14 protein-coding genes are annotated in these 16,741 nt (G+C 69.8%); 9 read left to right on the forward strand and 5 right to left on the reverse strand.

The window, feature by feature from the left end; genetic code table 11:
* Positions 1-244 precede the first annotated feature (244 nt).
* On the forward strand, positions 245-1,282 hold the full coding sequence (locus tag OIC96_RS37765) for a helix-turn-helix transcriptional regulator (protein WP_330303523.1): 1,038 nt from the start codon (positions 245-247) through the stop codon (positions 1,280-1,282).
* Here OIC96_RS37765 and ctaD read toward each other — a convergent pair.
* Entirely contained in the window at positions 1,164-2,858 is a 1,695-nt protein-coding gene (ctaD, locus tag OIC96_RS37770) for an aa3-type cytochrome oxidase subunit I (RefSeq protein WP_330303522.1), read from the reverse strand. The genes OIC96_RS37765 and ctaD overlap by 119 nt on opposite strands.
* Before the next feature lie 405 nt (positions 2,859-3,263).
* Here ctaD and OIC96_RS37775 point away from each other — a divergent pair, with 405 nt between their 5' ends.
* Positions 3,264-3,476, forward strand: coding sequence for an I78 family peptidase inhibitor (locus OIC96_RS37775; protein ID WP_330303521.1), 213 nt, complete (start codon positions 3,264-3,266; stop codon positions 3,474-3,476).
* A 177-nt stretch (positions 3,477-3,653) separates the two neighbouring features.
* Here OIC96_RS37775 and OIC96_RS37780 read toward each other — a convergent pair whose 3' ends face one another.
* On the reverse strand, positions 3,654-4,682 hold the full coding sequence (locus OIC96_RS37780) for a phosphatase PAP2 family protein (RefSeq protein ID WP_330303520.1): 1,029 nt from the start codon (positions 4,680-4,682) through the stop codon (positions 3,654-3,656).
* Between the two features lie 208 nt (positions 4,683-4,890).
* On the reverse strand, positions 4,891-6,072 hold the full coding sequence (locus OIC96_RS37785) for a glycosyltransferase family 39 protein (RefSeq protein ID WP_330303519.1): 1,182 nt from the start codon (positions 6,070-6,072) through the stop codon (positions 4,891-4,893).
* A gap of 278 nt (positions 6,073-6,350) precedes the next feature.
* Here OIC96_RS37785 and OIC96_RS37790 point away from each other — a divergent pair, with 278 nt between their 5' ends.
* Positions 6,351-7,955, forward strand: coding sequence for an MFS transporter (locus tag OIC96_RS37790; RefSeq protein WP_330303518.1), 1,605 nt, complete (start codon positions 6,351-6,353; stop codon positions 7,953-7,955).
* A gap of 250 nt (positions 7,956-8,205) precedes the next feature.
* On the forward strand, positions 8,206-9,396 hold the full coding sequence (locus OIC96_RS37795) for an acyl-CoA dehydrogenase family protein (protein ID WP_330303517.1): 1,191 nt from the start codon (positions 8,206-8,208) through the stop codon (positions 9,394-9,396).
* A 46-nt stretch (positions 9,397-9,442) separates the two neighbouring features.
* On the opposite strand, the gene OIC96_RS37800 is transcribed toward OIC96_RS37795, so the two are convergent.
* Positions 9,443-9,880 (reverse strand): cell division protein SepF, encoded by a 438-nt coding sequence (locus tag OIC96_RS37800; protein ID WP_327427617.1) that lies wholly within the window; start codon positions 9,878-9,880, stop codon positions 9,443-9,445.
* A 290-nt stretch (positions 9,881-10,170) separates the two neighbouring features.
* Here OIC96_RS37800 and OIC96_RS37805 point away from each other — a divergent pair, with 290 nt between their 5' ends.
* The 5 genes from OIC96_RS37805 (at position 10,171) to OIC96_RS37825 (ending at position 15,498) form a co-directional block, all read left to right on the forward strand.
* Positions 10,171-11,427 (forward strand): DUF5685 family protein, encoded by a 1,257-nt coding sequence (locus OIC96_RS37805; protein WP_330303516.1) that lies wholly within the window; start codon positions 10,171-10,173, stop codon positions 11,425-11,427.
* A 232-nt stretch (positions 11,428-11,659) separates the two neighbouring features.
* Positions 11,660-14,140, forward strand: coding sequence for a sensor histidine kinase (locus OIC96_RS37810; RefSeq protein ID WP_330303515.1), 2,481 nt, complete (start codon positions 11,660-11,662; stop codon positions 14,138-14,140).
* On the forward strand, positions 14,137-14,565 hold the full coding sequence (locus OIC96_RS37815; protein WP_327427614.1) for a roadblock/LC7 domain-containing protein: 429 nt from the start codon (positions 14,137-14,139) through the stop codon (positions 14,563-14,565). Before OIC96_RS37810 ends, OIC96_RS37815 begins: the two co-directional genes overlap by 4 nt.
* Positions 14,562-14,912 (forward strand): DUF742 domain-containing protein, encoded by a 351-nt coding sequence (locus OIC96_RS37820; protein ID WP_330303514.1) that lies wholly within the window; start codon positions 14,562-14,564, stop codon positions 14,910-14,912. The genes OIC96_RS37815 and OIC96_RS37820 overlap by 4 nt, the downstream gene beginning before the upstream one ends.
* Positions 14,896-15,498, forward strand: coding sequence for a GTP-binding protein (locus OIC96_RS37825; RefSeq protein ID WP_330303513.1), 603 nt, complete (start codon positions 14,896-14,898; stop codon positions 15,496-15,498). Before OIC96_RS37820 ends, OIC96_RS37825 begins: the two co-directional genes overlap by 17 nt.
* A gap of 86 nt (positions 15,499-15,584) precedes the next feature.
* Here OIC96_RS37825 and OIC96_RS37830 read toward each other — a convergent pair whose 3' ends face one another.
* The gene (locus OIC96_RS37830) at positions 15,585-16,538 is read right to left on the reverse strand and encodes an ABC transporter substrate-binding protein (RefSeq protein ID WP_330303512.1); all 954 of its coding nucleotides are present in this window, start codon (positions 16,536-16,538) and stop codon (positions 15,585-15,587) included.
* Positions 16,539-16,741 lie beyond the last annotated feature (203 nt).

The following is a 16,741-nucleotide window of genomic DNA, read 5'->3' on the forward strand; positions in this document are numbered from 1 at the left end:
GTCCCATCCCGTTCCTGGGGGCTACGCCCCCAGACCCCCCTAAAAGATTGCGCAGTTCCCCGCGCCCCTAAAAGCTCCCGGGGCGGGCCGGGGGGCGACGGGGCGCAGCCCCGAGCCGTTAGGGGCGCGGGGAACGGCGCGACCAGCCCCCACCCACCCGCAGTCAAAGGAAACACCCAATGTCCCGCACACCAAGAACCCTTGCGGACAAGGCCTGTCCGTAAGGGCTGGCAGACTCCGGGGCATGTTGGAGACATCGGCACGACTGCTGCGGCTGCTCTCGCTGTTGCAGGCTCACCGTGAATGGTCCGGGGCCGACCTGGCGGACCGGCTCGGGGTCACGCCCAGGACCGTCCGCAGGGATGTGGACCGGTTGCGCGAGCTGGGGTATCCCGTCAACGCCAGCCCCGGCACCGGCGGTGGCTACCAGCTGGGCGCGGGTGCGGAGTTGCCGCCGTTGCTGCTGGACGACGACGAGGCGGTGGCCGTGGCGGTGGGGCTGCGCACGGCTGCCGGGCAGGGCATCGAGGGCATCGGTGAGGCCTCCGTACGCGCCCTCGCCAAGCTCGAACAGGTGCTGCCGCACCGGCTGCGCCGCCGCGTGGGCGCCCTGAACGCGTTCACCGTGCCGATGCTGCGCGGCCCGCGGCCGTCGGCCGTCGACCCGGGCGTTCTCACCGAGCTGGCCAACGCCTGCCGCGACTCCGAGCGGCTGCGCTTCGAGTACCGCGACCACGGGGGCGCCGCCACCCGCCGTACCGTCGAACCGCACCGCCTGGTGTGCACCGAGCGCCGCTGGTACCTGGTCGGCTGGGACGTCGACCGCGACGACTGGCGTACGTTCCGGGTGGACCGCATCACGCCCAAGCCGCCGCACGGACCGCGCTTCCCGCCCCGTACGGCACCGGCCGAGGACCTGGCGGCGTACGTCTCCCAAGGCGTCTCCACGCGCGCGTACGCCTCACACGCGGTGGTCCGGCTGTTCGTGCCCTTGGAGGAGGCGGCCGAGCGGATCTCGCCTTCCGACGGGACGCTGGAGGCCGAGGGGAAGGACAACTGCGTACTGCGCACCGGGGCCGCGAGCCTCGACGTGATGGTCATTCACGTGATGCTGATGGGCTTCGAGTTCGAGATCATCGAACCCGCCGAGTTCACCGAGGCGATCAGGACGGCGCGGGACCGGCTGTCCCGGGCGCTGGAGCGGGCTTCGGCTCCAGCGCCGCGTACTCCGGATGGTGCAGGTCGAACGCCGGGGACTCGGAGCGGATCCGGGGCAGCGTGACGAAGTTGTGCCGGGGCGGCGGACACGAGGTGGCCCACTCCAGGGAGCGGCCGAAGCCCCACGGGTCGTCGACCTCGACCTTCGTGCCGTACTTGGCGGTCTTCCAGACGTTGTAGAGGAACGGCAGCGTCGAGAAGCCCAGCAGGAAGGCGCCGATCGTCGAGATGGTGTTGAGAGTCGTGAAGCCGTCGGCGGCCAGATAGTCCGCGTACCGGCGGGGCATGCCCTCGGCGCCCAGCCAGTGCTGCACCAGGAACGTGGTCTGGAAGCCGACGAACAGCGTCCAGAACTGGATCTTGCCGAGCCGTTCGTCGAGCATCTTGCCGGTGAGCTTGGGCCACCAGAAGTAGAAGCCGCCGAACGTCGCGAAGACGACCGTGCCGAAGACGACGTAGTGGAAATGCGCGACCACGAAGTACGAGTCCGTGACGTGGAAGTCCAACGGCGGCGATGCCAGGATCACCCCGGTCAGACCACCGAACAGGAACGTCACCAGGAAGCCCGTCGCCCACAGCATGGGTGTCTCGAAGGACAGGGATCCCTTGAGCATCGTGCCGGACCAGTTGAAGAACTTCACACCCGTGGGCACGGCGATCAGGAACGACATGAAAGAGAAGTACGGCAGCAGCACCGCGCCGGTCGCGAACATGTGGTGCGCCCATACGACGATCGAGAGGCCGGTGATCGTCATGGTCGCGGCGACCAGCGTCAGATAGCCGAAGACCGGCTTCCGGCTGAAGACCGGCAGGATCTCCGTGATGATCCCGAAGAACGGCAGCGCGATGATGTAGACCTCGGGATGCCCGAAGAACCAGAACAGGTGCTGCCACAGCAGCGCACCGCCGTTGGCCGCGTCGAACACCACCGATCCGAACCGCCGGTCCGCCTCCAGGACCAGCAGCGCCGCCGCGAGCACCGGGAACGCGAAGAGGATGAGGATCGAGGTGAAGAGGGTGTTCCAGGTGAAGATCGGCAGCCGGAACATCGTCATGCCGGGGGCGCGCATCCCGACGATGGTCGTAATGAAGTTCACCGCGCCGAGGATCGTGCCGAAGCCGGCCAGCGCGAGCCCCATGATCCACATGTCGGCGCCGATGCCCGGCGAGCGCTCCAGGCTGTTGAGCGGGGCGTAGGCGAACCAGCCGAAGGCCGCGGGTCCGTCGGGCACCGCGAGCGAGCCGAGCACGATCAGGGCGCCGAAGAGGAAGAACCAGTACGACAGCATGTTCAGCCGCGGGAACGCGACGTCGGGGGAGCCGATCTGCAGCGGCATGATCTCGTTGGCGAACCCGGCGAAGGTCGGGGTGGCGAAGAGCAGCAGCATGATCGTGCCGTGCAGGGTGAACAGCTGGTTGAACTGGTTGTTGTCCACGATCTGCAGGCCGGGCCGCGCGAGTTCGGCGCGCATGACCAGCGCCATCAGGCCGCCGATCAGGAAGAAGGCGAACGACGTGATCAGGTAGAGGTGGCCGATCTTCTTGTGGTCCGTGGTGGTCAGCCAGTCCACGACCAGTCGCCCCGGCCGCCGCTTCTGCCGTACGGGTCGCGCCGCCGCCTGCGCGGTGTCCGTCCCCATCGCTCGCCCCTTCGCCGTCGCGCGTACTGGGCCTGCCGAAGCTCACGCCATGATGCTCGCGTCGCCCTGTGCTCCCAGAGAGGGCGTGCGGGGGTTGTGTGCCGGAACCGTGTATTTCTTATGCGGAGTCAGCTTCCGGGACACGCCCCGGGAGCGCAATGGAAAGGCTTCGCCATACGGCTGGATCCGCACATTCCATTGGGCTATTCGGGACTGCGTCACGGTAGCTCCGAATTACGTTCGAAGGCGTGCGGAACACGTACGGAACCCCTCGTACGTGTGACGGAGTTCGGCCGAAACGCGTGTCGTGATCCTGTGACAGAAGCGTGACCGGAGGGGGATAGGTGACGCTTCGTCGTGGGCCCGGGCTTCCCCGGCCGGGGTGCGCCGCCTAACGTGGCGGTCATGGCACCCATAACCCCTCCCGCGGAGCCCCAGGACAGTCCGGAGAGCTATGTCGGGCTGGAGGCGAGGAGCGCCGAGCAGCGTGCCCGGGAGCACGGCTGGTCCTCGGTGCGCTCGCTGCCGCCCGGCGCGATCATCACCATGGAATACCGCTTCGGCCGGCTGAACTTCGAGGTCACCGACGGCAGGGTGACCCGCTGCTGGAAGGGCTGACGGCACCGCTCACGGAGAGGGCACCACCCACGGAAGCCCAGGGAAGCCCACGTAAGTGGCACCACCCGCGGAATGCGCGAAGGCCCCGGCTCATGAGGAGCCCGGGGCCTTCGTGGTGCGGGGAGAGGTTGTGCGTACCGGCCCCGCGGTCTTGATCGGCCTGTGGAGTTGTCGCCCTCAGCCGCCCGTCAGGGGGCGGGCCGAGGTCGTCGTGGTCGCGCGCGGCACCCGGTCCGCGTGCGGCGGGCGGCGGCTGCCGACCGGGGTCACCGGGGTGCGCTCGGAGCGGGCCAGGTGCGGCCCGGGGGCCAGGTAGACGGGCGCCCGGGGCGAGCGGCCGGTACCGACCGTCTCGCGGGCCGGCACCTCCTCGTCCGCGCCGATGGGCTGCGTGACCATGACGGGCGCGCCGACCGGCGAAGGGGCCGGAGCCGGGGCCGTACGGCCGCCACGGGCGCGCCAGGCGTCGCGGAGCGTGAAGAGCCCGGCTTCGGCGCGGGCGATCAGCGGCTCGACCCACGGCAGCGCCAGCAGGATCAGCAGACCCGCGGCCCAGCCCAGGAGCACATCGCTCAGCCAGTGCGTACCGAGGTACACGGTGGTGAGGCCGACGCCGAGCGAGGTCACGGCGGACAGCGCGGACAGCCAGCGTCTGGCCCTCGGGGTCGAGGCCAGATAGGCCAGGATTCCCCAGGTCACGACGGCATTGGCGGTGTGGCCCGACGGGAATATATCGCCGCCGAGTCCCATCTCGTTCGAGCCGATCGTGATGGCGTAGTGCGGGCCGAGGCGGCCCATGCCGAGCTTGGCGGCGCCGACCGTGATGTTGAGCAGCAGCAGCGAGGCGCCCAGGGTGAGCAGCGGGCGCAGGGTGTGCTGCCGCCAGGAGCGCCAGCCCAGCCAGGCGGCGACCATCACGGCGGTGGGGCCACGCTGGCCGAGCACCACGTAGTAGTCGAGGAACGCGTGGATCTCCGGCCACTGCTGATAGGGCCGGAAGAACATGACCTGCCAGTCGAACCGGACCAGCCACGACGTGATCGCCACGGCCCACACAATGGCCACGTAGAAGGCCAGGGTGGCTCCGAAGAGCACAACCCTGTGCCGGCTCATCTTCGGCACATCGATGTGGGCCGGTCGTTCCGGCTCACGGTCCAGCCGGGCGAAGACCCGGTCCAGACGGGTGAGGTTTCGTTCGGTACGCACTCAATCGACGTTACAGCGAGTGAGCTGTGTTCCAGGCCGATTCACTCGCTTTGTGATGACGATGTGATGTGGGATTCCTCTCAGAACCATGTTTATTTCCAATGAATCCCTTAATCATCAGTGAGCGGACTCTTCAATTCCATTGATCGCGCACAGCGTGGCTTTATGGCGCTTATATATTCGTTCACCGAATCCTGGTATGGAATTCTCACGGGGGACCGGAGCCGTTCAGCCAGAAGGCCCCGTAGACCGCCGAGGCCACCGCCACCCCGCCGAGCACCAGCGCTGACCTGGACGTACGCAGCCGGGCCAGGGGCAGGGCGAGGGGGAGCAGCAGGGGGAAGGCGGGCAGCAGGAGGCGCGGCTTCGAGCCGAAGTAGCTCGACGCGCACAGGGCGAGCGCGGTGACGACCCCCGCGTACACCAGCAGCGGCAGGGGTTGACCTTGCCGTACGCACGTCACGTACAGCCAGACGATCAGCGCGACCCCGACGATCAGCCCGACACCGGCCAGGGCCGACGGGAACGACGTGAACTTGTCGCCGACGAAGCGGGCGAAGGCGTAACCGCCGTCGAAGCCGTTGCGCCAGCCCGCCTGGACGTCGAGATAGCCGAGCGGGCCCTTGCCCGTGCGGTGGCCGACCCACAGCACGTAGCCGGCGGCGCCGAGGGGCGCGAGGAGCATGCCGAGGGCGCGCCGCCACGCCGGTGCGCCCCCCGGCCGGAGCGCGCTCCGGTCCCGTACGGAATCTCCCGCGAACGAGGTAATCGCCGCCACCCACAAGGCCGCGACCACCGCGATGCCCACCGGGCGGGTCAGCCCGGCGAGCGCGGCGAGCAGGCCCGCGGTCAGCCAGCGGCCGGTCAGCACCGCGTAGAGCGACCAGGCGGCGAGCGCAGTGAAGAGGGACTCGCTGTACGCCATCGACTGCACGATGCCGACGGGCAGCACCGCCCACACGAGCACGGTGCAGACGCCGGCCCGGCGCCCGTACACGTGGTCCGCGACGGCGAAGATCCCCCAGGCCGCGGCGAGTGAGGCGAGCGTGCTGACCAGCAGGCCCGCGTCCGCGTACGACAACGGTGTGACCGCCGCGACGAGCCGCTCCAGCCACGGCAGCAGCGGGAAGAACGCGAGGTTCGAGTGGACGTCGCCGTTCGGGAGGCGCACCTCGTAGCCATAGCCGAGCTCGGCGACGCGGGTGTACCAGAGCGCGTCCCAGCGGGCCGTCAGCAGCGTGTGGGCGCTCTTGTCGTTCGCCGCGCTCCACAGGGCGAGCGCGGCGAGGCCCAGGGCGCGGACGGCCGCGTATCCCAGCAGGGCGGGCGCGGCCCGGCGCAGGGCGCCCGTGCGGGGCGGCGTCGCGACAGGCGTCTCAAGATCGGTCACGGGCTCGATTATCGACGCCACCCGGAACCGGCACCGACGGCACTCGGAACCGACCGGCCCCGCGGGGCGTGGTGCACCAGGGGGAGCGTGGCGCACACCACACGTTCGGCCAGGGGAACGTGAGAGGTCTGCCACGCGTCATTGGCGGGAACTCGCGTACGCTGACGGCTCACTCGCCTTTGTTGCGTGGGCCCGGGATTCCGCTCTCCAGGCCGCAGCCCCAGGGAGTCCCCACCCTGCGGTCCGCCGAACGCGAGGGAACCTCTGGAGGTACGTACATGTCCGGGACGACCACGGCCGCTGCGCGATGCCGTCGGGAGACCGGGGCCGGTGCCAACCGCTGGGTCGTCCTCGTCGTTCTGTGCGTCAGCCTGTTGCTGGTCGCCCTCGACGCCACCGTGCTGCATGTGGCGGTGCCCGCCGTCACCGAGGACCTCAAGCCCGGCGCGATAGAACTGCTCTGGATCGTCGACGTCTACCCGCTCGTCTGCGCCTCGCTGCTGATCCTCTTCGGCACGCTGGGTGACCGCGTCGGCCGCAGACGGGTTCTTCTTCTCGGATACGGGCTTTTCGGCGTCGCTTCGGGGATCGCCGCGCTCGCCGACAACGCCCAGGTCCTCATCGGCGCCCGCGCCCTGCTCGGCGTCGGCGGCGCCATGATCATGCCCGCGACGCTGTCCATCCTGCGCCAGGTCTTTCCCGACCGGCGGGAGCGGGCGCTCGCGATCGGCATCTGGAGCGCGGTCGCCGCGGTGGGCGCGGCCGTGGGGCCGCTGCTCGGAGGCTTCCTCCTGGAGCACTTCTGGTGGGGGTCGGTCTTCCTCATCAACATTCCGCTGATGCTGATCAGCCTGCCGATCGGGCGGCTGCTGCTGCCCGAGTCTCGGGGTGACCGCAACGGTCCCTGGGATGTGGTGGGCGCCCTGATGGCCGCCGCCGGACTCTTCGGAATCGTCCTCGGCGTGAAGCGGCTCGGTGGCGGTGAGGCGCCCTTCGGCCCCTTCACGCTGGTGCCGCTGCTCGTGGGCGGTGCGCTGATGGCCGGGTTCGTACGGCGGCAGCGGCGGCGTGCGCAGCCGCTGGTCGATCTGCGGATGTTCTCGCGGCCCGCGTTCAGTACGTCGGTGGGGTGCATCGTCCTCGCCATGCTCGCCCTGGTCGGGCTGGAGCTGATCGCCGCGCAGTACTTGCAGCTCGTGCTCGGACTGTCGCCGCTGGAGACCGGGCTGCGGCTGCTGCCGCTCACCGTCGCGGCGATGGCCTCCGGGCTCGCCGGGGCGAAGATGCTGCGGCGGTTCGGGCCGCGGGCGATGGTCTGCTTCGGGTTCTGTCTCACCGCGGCCGCGGTGGTGACGCTCACGGCGATGGGCGGGGACGACAACACCGGGCTGCTGCTCTTCGGGTTCATCCTGCTGGGGTTCGGGCTGGAGACGACACTCTTCGGGGCGTACGAGTCGATGCTGAGCGAGGCGCCGCCGGCTCAGGCGGGTGGGGCCGCGGCGATCGGTGAGACCTCGTACCAGCTGGGTGCGGGGATCGGCATCGCGCTGCTGGGGAGCGTGATGAACAGGGCGTACGCGCCCGGGCTGGCCTCCGTACCCGGGGTCTCGGCGGGGGATTCCGCTGCTGCGGGCCACTCGCTGGGGGAGGCGTACGACGTCGCTGCGCGGCTTGGCGGGGCTCGTGGGGATGCCCTGCGGCATGCGGCTCGGGACTCTTTTGTGCACGGGCTGCATGTGACGCTGCTGGTCAGTGCGGGGTTGTTGCTGCTGGGCGCGGTGATGGCGTTGCGGTTGCCCCGGGTCATGGAGTGCGGGGCGCCTGCGGCGGGCCCGGCCATTCCTGCGCCCAGGGATGTCGCAGAGTCCCGCGTGTCGGCGTAGTTCCTCCCACCCACGCACCGCCCGATCGGCCCGCTTGAAGGGTGGACCTCTCCTGTGGGGGTGACCCATCGTCGGCGTCCGCGCGTCCGCGGTAGCGGCGGGAGAACCCCCGCACACCACTCCCTGCCCGAACCGACAGCCGCCGACGGCGGGGCACCCCCACGGGACTGGACGTGCGGGACACTGCGTCGTAACGTCGGGGCGAGCCGTAACTAGCGGTGCTAGTTTTTAGTGTGCCGGAGGTTGTCGTATGTCCGCGTCATCGAAGCTCCCGCCCTTCGACCCCGCTGATCCGCTGGGTATCGACGATCTTCTGGACGCGGAGGACCTGGCCATCCGCGACACCGTGCGGACGTGGGCCGCGGACCGGGTACTGCCCTACGTCGCCGAGTGGTACGAGAAGGGCGAGCTCCCCGGGATCCGCGAACTGGCGCGGGAGCTGGGCGGGATCGGGGCGCTCGGGATGTCGCTCCAGGGCTATGGGTGCGCGGGAGCCAGCGCGGTGCAGTACGGGCTGGCCTGTCTGGAGCTCGAGGCCGCCGACTCCGGGATTCGCTCGCTCGTGTCCGTACAGGGCTCGCTCGCCATGTACGCCATTCACCGGTTCGGCAGCGAAGAGCAGAAGCAGCGGTGGCTGCCCTCCATGGCCTCCGGCGATGTCATCGGGTGCTTCGGGCTCACCGAACCCGACCACGGTTCCGACCCCGGCTCCATGCGGACGTACGCCAAGCGCGACGGCGGTGACTGGGTCCTCAACGGGCGGAAGATGTGGATCACCAATGGGTCCGTGGCCGGTGTCGCCGTCGTCTGGGCTCAGACCGACGACGGCATCCGCGGGTTCGTCGTGCCCACCGGCCTGCCCGGGTTCTCCGCCCCCGAGATCAAGCACAAGTGGTCCCTGCGCGCCAGCGTGACCAGCGAGCTCGTCCTCGATGACGTACGGCTGCCCGCCGACGCCGTGCTGCCGGACGTGACCGGGCTGAAGGGGCCGCTCAGCTGTCTCTCGCACGCGCGGTACGGGATCGTGTGGGGTGCCATGGGTGCCGCGCGGTCCAGCTTCGAGACCGCCGTGGAGTACGCGAAGACGCGCGAGCAGTTCGGGCGGCCCATCGGCGGCTTCCAGCTCACCCAGGCCAAGCTCGCCGACATGGCGGTCGAGCTGCACAAGGGGATTCTGCTCGCCCATCACCTGGGGCGGCGCATGGACGCGGGACGGCTCCGTCCCGAACAGGTCAGCTTCGGCAAGCTCAACAACGTACGAGAGGCGATCGAGATCTGCCGGACCGCCCGTACCATCCTCGGCGCCAACGGGATTTCCCTCGAATACCCCGTGATGCGGCACGCCACGAACCTGGAGTCGGTGCTCACTTACGAGGGCACCGTCGAAATGCATCAACTCGTGCTGGGCAAGGCGCTCACCGGACTGGATGCCTTCCGCTAGACCCGGTCGAAGATCCGGCGGGGCAGGGCCGGTGAGCGGCCCTGCCTCAGCTCTGGTTGAAGAAACCGTCCGTCTGACGGCCCGCGGCCTCGCCGCTGACGATCTCCGTGTTGGCAGGGGTCAGCAGGAAGACACGGGTGGCGACCCGCTCGATCGTGCCGCGCAGACCGAAGGTCAGGCCGGCCGCGAAGTCCACCACGCGCTTGGCGTCGGCGGCCTCCATGGACGTGAGGTTGATGATGACCGGGACACCGTCCCGGAAGAGTTCGCCGATACCGCGTGCGTCCCGGAAACTGTCCGGGGTGACCGTGCCGATCCGGCGGCCCTTTTCCTCCGCCGTCTCGGACGCGACCTTCACGCGCGGGTCGGTGACCCAGGCATCGCCGGATTCCTGACCCTCGGCGTAGTCGTCGTCGTAGTAACGCTCGTCATCGTTGTCGTCGACGAGGCCAAGCCAGGCACTCGCCTTGCGCACCGATCCCATGGACGCCTCCTCTCACAGCGGTCTTTCTTGCTTTCCGCATCCCCATGGTCGTCCATGATGCGGATGTCGCGCCAAGTGGATAGACGCCGCGCGGGGGTTTCGTGACGGTACTGGTGCACAGCGAATACGTCGAGAGCCCGCGCGCCCCAAGGGTCTTGCTGTGTACGGCTGCTGACTGAGAGTGAAATATGATTCTCGACGGCGTTCGGGTGATGGGCGGGGCGTACGGGTGAACGGGGTGGTCGATACGATGCCGCAGCTCAACGTCGTACGCATCACGGGGGAGTGTCGTGTTCGGGATCGTCAGGCCATGCAGTCACCGCCTCGGTGAAGGGCTCAAGACGCAGTGGATGGCGCATTTGTGCGGGCTGTGCCTCGCGCTGCGCGGGGACCACGGTCAGTTCGCTCGGATTGTCACTAACTATGACGGGCTGCTGATATCGGTTTTGACGGAGGCTCAGGCCGAGCGCGCCACCGGGTGGCGGCGTACGGCGGGACCGTGCCCGTTGCGCGGTATGCGGACCGCGTCCGTCGCCCAGGGCGAGGGCGCACGGCTCGCCGCCGCCGTCTCGCTGGTGCTCGCCTCGGCGAAGGTGCGCGACCACGTCGCCGACGGGGACGGGCTGTTGGCCCGCAAGCCCGTGGCGCTCGCCGCGCGCCGGGTCGCCGCGAGCTGGGGCAAGGCGGGTGCGCGGACCGGCTCCGACGTCGGCTTCGACACCGCCGTACTCGTCGACGCCGTGGACCGGCAGCTCGGCATCGAGGCGCTGGCCGGGACCGGCACCCCGCTGCTGACGGTCACCGAACCGACCGAGACCGCCACCGCCGCGGCCTTCGCGCACACCGCCGTACTGGCCGGGCGCCCCGGCAACGCCGAGCCGCTCGCCGAGGCCGGACGGCTCTTCGGACGGCTCGCGCATCTCCTGGACGCCGTGGAGGACAAGGAAACTGACGCCGCGTCGGGGGCCTGGAACCCGCTGACGGCCACGGGGACGCCGCTGGCCGAGGCCCGGCGGCTCGCCGATGACGCCTTGCACGGGATACGGCTCGCGCTGCGCGAGGTCGAGTTCACCGACGGCAAGCTGGCGCATCTGCTGCTCGCGCATGAGCTGGGGCGGTCGGTGGACCGTGCGTTCGGGACGGCGGGATGCGGCCACTCCCATGAAGGCTCACCCGAGGGCTCGCACGGAGGCTCACCCGAGGGCTCCTTCGGTCCGCCGCAGCATGGCGGACCGTACAGCCCGCAGAGCCCTCAGGGCCCGTACGATCCACGGAATCCGTACGCCGGCGGTGGCAACCCCTTCGGCGGCGGGCCCTCCTTCCAGCCGCCGGGGCCGGGCAAGCGGGGCTTCTGGGCCGGGTGCGCGGCCGCGATCGGGCTGTGCTGCACCTGCAAGGTGTGCTGCGCCGACGAATTCGAGGGGCCGTGGTCACGCAAGAAGCGCGAGGGGTGTCTCAGCGACTGCGACTGTGACTGCAACTGTTGCGAGGCCTGCGAGTGCTGCGAATGCTGTGAGTGCTGCTCGGCCTGCGACTGCGGACTGTGACGGTCGCGGCGGTCGGCGTATACGAGTGCGGACGCCGCCGTGCCGTCACGCGGGGCTGACCTGCGGGTCGGCAGGGGCTGTGTTTCGGGAGGGTAAAACAAAAACATGATCGGGTGACCGGGGTCCCGTGAAGGTCGTTGGTCCGGCGCAGAACCATTTCTGCCCTGCCAGCAACCCGTCCTCCCCATAAGGCACTTCAGTGGACGTCACACCGAAAGCGACGACCGGGCGCGTGCCCGGCCCCCGCGGCGGGACGGGCCGTACGGCTCCCCGCACCATCCGCACCCGGCTCCTCAGGATCCTGATCCTCGCCCTCGCCGTGCTGCTCGCGCTGCTCGGCACCTCGGCGGTCGAGCAGATCATGGCCTACCGCAACGCCGCCGCCACCGCCGACAACGCGCGCCTGGAGATCACCCTCCAGGGCCTTGTCCACGAACTGCAGAAGGAGCGCGGCCTCACCACCGGATTCGTGGGCGGCGTAGGGCAGTTCAGCGCCAAGCTGCCCGCGCAGCGCAAGGCGACGGACACGGCTCGGGCGGAGCTCGACCGGATGCTCGCCGGCCGCGGTGACGCCGCCGCCGACTCCGTACGCGAGTCCCTCGACCGGCTGAAGGGCCTGGCCGGGATCCGCGCGCACGCCGACGACGGCACCGGCGTGGTGAAGGACACCTTCGACTACTTCACCACCACGATCACCGTCCTCGACCGGCTCGGGCTCGGCCTCGACGACGTCCACGACAGCACGCTGCGCGACGCCTACCAGACGCTCCAGATCCTCGGCAACGCCAAGGAGTTCACCGGCGAGGAACGCGCCATCGTGCTCGGCTCGGTGCGCGCCGGGCGGTTCCGCGGTGACGACTACAGCCGGTTCATGGAGATCCGCGCCGGACGGCTCGCCGCGCTCGACGTGTTCCCGCGCTCCGCCTCCGACGCGCAGGTGCGGCGTCTGGACGCGGCGATGACCACGCCGGACGCCGAGCGCGCGCTGTCGTACGAGAGTGTCGCCGTGCGGGGCGGCGGGCAGCTCAACTCGCGCGGTATCCCGCCGATGGCCTGGTGGGACAGCATGACCTCGACCATCAACGGGCTGCGGGACGTGCAGATCTCGCTCGGCGCGGATGTCGAGAACCGGGCCGCCGGGCTGGAGAGCGCCGCCCAGCGCGATCTGCTGCTGTTCGTGCTGCTGGCGCTCGGCACGATCGTCGCGCTCGGCGGCCTCGCGCTGGACTGTGTACGGTCCGTGTCCGCACCCCTCACCGACCTCGCCCAGCAGGCCCGCGAGGTCGCGGGCAAGGGGCTGCCGAAGGCCGTGGCCCGGGTGCAGGCCGCCTCCTCGGGGGAGAGCCCCGCGCCGCCCGCGCCGCTCGCCGTGACCGACAAGGCCGGGGCCGAGGTGCGGGAGGTCGCCGAGGCCTTCGACCGGGTGCAGCGCGCCGCCTTCGACCTCGCCACCGAGCAGGCCGTGCTGCGTCGCAACGCCACCGACTCGCTGGTCAGCCTCGGCCGCCGCAACCAGAACCTGGTACGCCGTCAGATCAGCTTCATCAACAAGCTGGAGCACGAGGACGCCGACCCGGCCACCCTCGCCAACCTCTTCGAACTCGACCACCTCGCCACCCGTATGCGACGCAACGCCGAGAGCCTCCTCGTGCTCGCGGGGGAGTCCAGCCCCCGCCCCTGGTCCACGCCGCTGTCCATCACCGACGTGCTGCGCGCCTCGCTCTCCGAGGTGGAGGAGTACCGGCGCGTCACACTGCGCCGGATCGAGCCCGCGCATGTCAACGGCTCCGTCGTCGCCGAAATCGCCCATCTGCTCGCCGAGTTGGTGGAGAACGCGCTGAGCTTCTCGCCGCCGGACTCCGATGTGGAGATCGAGGGGCGGCGCACCAGCGCCGGCTATCTGGTCGCGATCGTCGACCACGGGCTCGGCATGGACACCCAGGCGCTCGCCGAGGCGAACGTACGGCTCTCCGGCACCGCCAGCTTCATGGCCGAACCCACCCGTTTCCTGGGCCACTTCGTGGTCGGCGCGCTGGCCCGCAAGTGCGGGATCGAGGTGCGGCTGGGCGAGGCGCCCGCCGCGGGTGTCGTCGCACGTGTCCTGATCCCCACCGCGCTGCTCACGGAGGCCGCCCCGGCGGTGGCGGCGCCGAAGGAGAAGGCACAGCTCCCGGCGCCGCGCCGCGCGGCCGACGCGTCCTCCGCGGTGCCCGAGGCGCGTGCCGGACAGCTCGTCTCGGTGGCGGGGCAGCCCGTCGGCACGGACAAGGAGGCGCACGACGGCTCCGCCGCACGTACGCCCGACGGTCCCGTCCACCGTGCGGCGGACACGCACGCTCAGCGGGGGGAGCCCGCACGCGGGGCCTCCGCCGCCCGTACCCGCAACGGACTCGTCAAACGCCCCCGCCGCAGCGCGATCTCGGAGGCCGTCAGCGAGACCGACCGCCCCAGCCGTCCGGCACCCGTCGAGCCGACCCCCGACCGCAGCCCCGAGGAGATCTCCGGGATGCTCGCGAACCTGCGCAGCGCGCACATGCGGGGCGGGATCAGCGTGGAGAAGGAAAAGGAGAGGGAGAAGGAGAAGGAGAAGGGGAGGCAGCGCGTCGAGGAGACGACCGCGCCGGAAGCGACCGAGAAGACGGCCGCGCAGTCCAGCGAGAAGTCCAGCGAGAAGTCCGCCGCGAAGTCCACCGAGAAGGGTGAGGGCAAGTGACCACCCTCGACACGCACAACGACTCGCAGACCTTCAACTGGCTGCTCGCGAACTTCGTCCGGAACACCGACGGGGTGCGCGATGCCGTCGCGGTCTCGTCGGACGGGCTGCTGATCGCGGTGTCGGACGGGCTCGGGCGGACCGAGGCCGACCATCTCGCGGCGATCGTGTCCGGGCTGAGCAGCCTGGCGCGCAGCGCGTCCAAGCGGTACAGCTTCGACGGGGTCAAGCTGATCATGATCGAGATGGGGCGCGGCTTTCTGCTCGTCTCGGCGATCCGGGACGGGAGTTGCCTCGGCGTCCTCGCCGACAGCAGCGGTGAACTCGGCCTGGTCGGCTACGAGATGGCGGTGCTCGCGGAGCGGGCGGGTGATCTGCTCACCCCGGCGCTCATCGCCGATCTGCGCCAGGTGTTGCCACGGTGAGCGGCGGACATCCCGAAGAGGGCGCGGAGGACGCGACGTTCGTACGGCCGTTCATCATCACCGGCGGCCGGTCCGAGCCCGCGCAGGCCGATCTTCGCCTGGAGACGCTCGTCGTCGCCGTCGGCGTGTCCGGCGAACCGCTGGCTCTCGAACGGCGGCAGATCGTCGCGCTGTGCGAGCGGCCCACGACCGTCGCCGAGATCGCCGACGCCGTGGGGGTGCCGTTGGGGGTCGCCAAGGTGCTGATCTCCGACCTCGTCGTGGCCGGGCGGCTCGCCTGTCAACAACCCGCGGAGCTGCCGCTCCACACGCTCGAAAGGATCAGGGACCATGTCCGCGCGCTCTGACAAGATCGTGCCGTTGGCCGTGAAGATCGTGGTCAGCGGCGGGCTCGGGGTCGGCAAGACGACCTTCATCGGTGCCATCTCGGAGATCGAACCGCTCGACACGGAGGCGGCGATCACTCAGGTGTCGCTGGGGGTCGACTCTTTGGAGGGGGTCGAGTCCAAGACGACCACGACCGTCGCGCTCGACTTCGGACGGATCACCCTCGATCCGTCCATCGCGTTGTATCTGTTCGGGACGCCCGGGCAGGACCGGTTCTCGTTCCTGTGGGACGACCTGGTGGAGGGTGCCCTCGGGACGGTCGTGCTGGTCGACACCCGGCGGATCGAGGACTGTTTCCCGGCGCTCGACTACTTCGAGGCGCATCGGGCTCCGTTCGTGCTGGCGGTCAACCGGTTCGACGGATCGCAGCGGTTCGCGATCGATGAGGTGCGGGAGGCTCTTGAACTCGCTGACGATGTCCCGGTGTTGGAGTGCGATGCGCGGGATCGGGGGTCGGTGCGGGATGTGCTGGCCGCGCTGATGGATCGGGTGATCGGGGCTCGGACGGTGCCACGGCGACGTACGGGTGCGTTGGTTGTTCGTTAGCTGCGGGTCGGGTGTGGCTGGGCGCGCCCACGCGGCGGAGCCGCATATGTCACAGCCCCGCGCCCCTTTCGGGGCGCGGGGAATGCTCAGCCCTTCAGTTCCGGCGGGGAGATCTCCGACTTGGCTATCGCCGAGCCCGTGGTGCCCCACTTCTTCAGGATCTTCTCGTACGTTCCGTTCGCGATCAGGTCGTTCACCGCGGTCTGGAAGGCGGGTGCCAGCTCGGTGCCCTTCTTGAAGGCGAAGCCGACGTCGAGGCGGTGGAACTCGTTGAGGAACTTGACGCCCTGCTGGTGGGCCACGGCGTAGCGGAGGCCGTTGATGGTGCTCATCACGATGTCGCTGCGGCCCTGTTGGAGCGAGGACCAGATCGCGCCCTGCTCGCTGTAGGTCTGCACCTTGTACGCCTTCTTGCCGGCGTCGGTGCAGACCTTCTTGTTCTCCTCCAGCGTCGCTTCGAACGTGGTGCCCGCGCCCGTCGCGACGTTCAGGCCGCACAGCTGCTTCAGGTCGGTGATCTTCGTCAGCTTGCTGTCCGTGCGGGTGGCGAAGCCCTGGCCGTCGTTGATGTAGGTGACGAAATCGATCACCTTGCGGCGCTCGTCGGTCACGCCGAAGTTGCTGGCCCCGACGTCGTACTTGCCGCTGTCGAGGGCCGGCAGGATCGCCTCGAACGAGGCCTGCTCCGTCTTGAGTTCGATGCCGAGCGCCTTGGCGACGGCGTTCGCGAAGTCGACGTCCTGGCCGGTCAGGGTCTTGCCGTCGTTCAGATACGTGGTGCCGGGCGGAGTACCGCCGACGCTGACCGCGAGGGTGAGGCCGTGTACTCCGGAGGGCAGCAGCCGGGCGGCGGCCTTGTCCTTCTTGACGGCGGAGACGACGTCCGTGGTGGGGATCTTGTCCGTCTTGGCCGCGGCCTGGGCGGTGCCACCGGTGGAGTCGTCCGAGCCGGAACCGCACGCGGTGAGCAGCAGGGTAGCCGAAGTAATCAGGGCAAAGGGCGCAAAATATCGATTGCGGGCACGCGTGGGCGTACGCATGGTGTGCGGTCTCCTGGAAGCAGAAGGCGGGAGGGAAAGCGCGAGGGGAGGGGTGCGCGTGTGAAGGCGGGGGAGAACGCGAAGGCGCCCGTCAGGAGCGGGCGCGCAGGGGGTCAGCTCAACAGGACGAGGACCACACTCGACCGAAGTCGATGTGGGAGCGCGTGACCAGCCACTGCTGCCGATTCATGGGCCCAAGTGGA

Origin of the sequence: Streptomyces sp. NBC_00775 (assembly GCF_036347135.1) — a bacterium.
Taxonomy (GTDB): domain Bacteria; phylum Actinomycetota; class Actinomycetes; order Streptomycetales; family Streptomycetaceae; genus Streptomyces; species Streptomyces lutosisoli.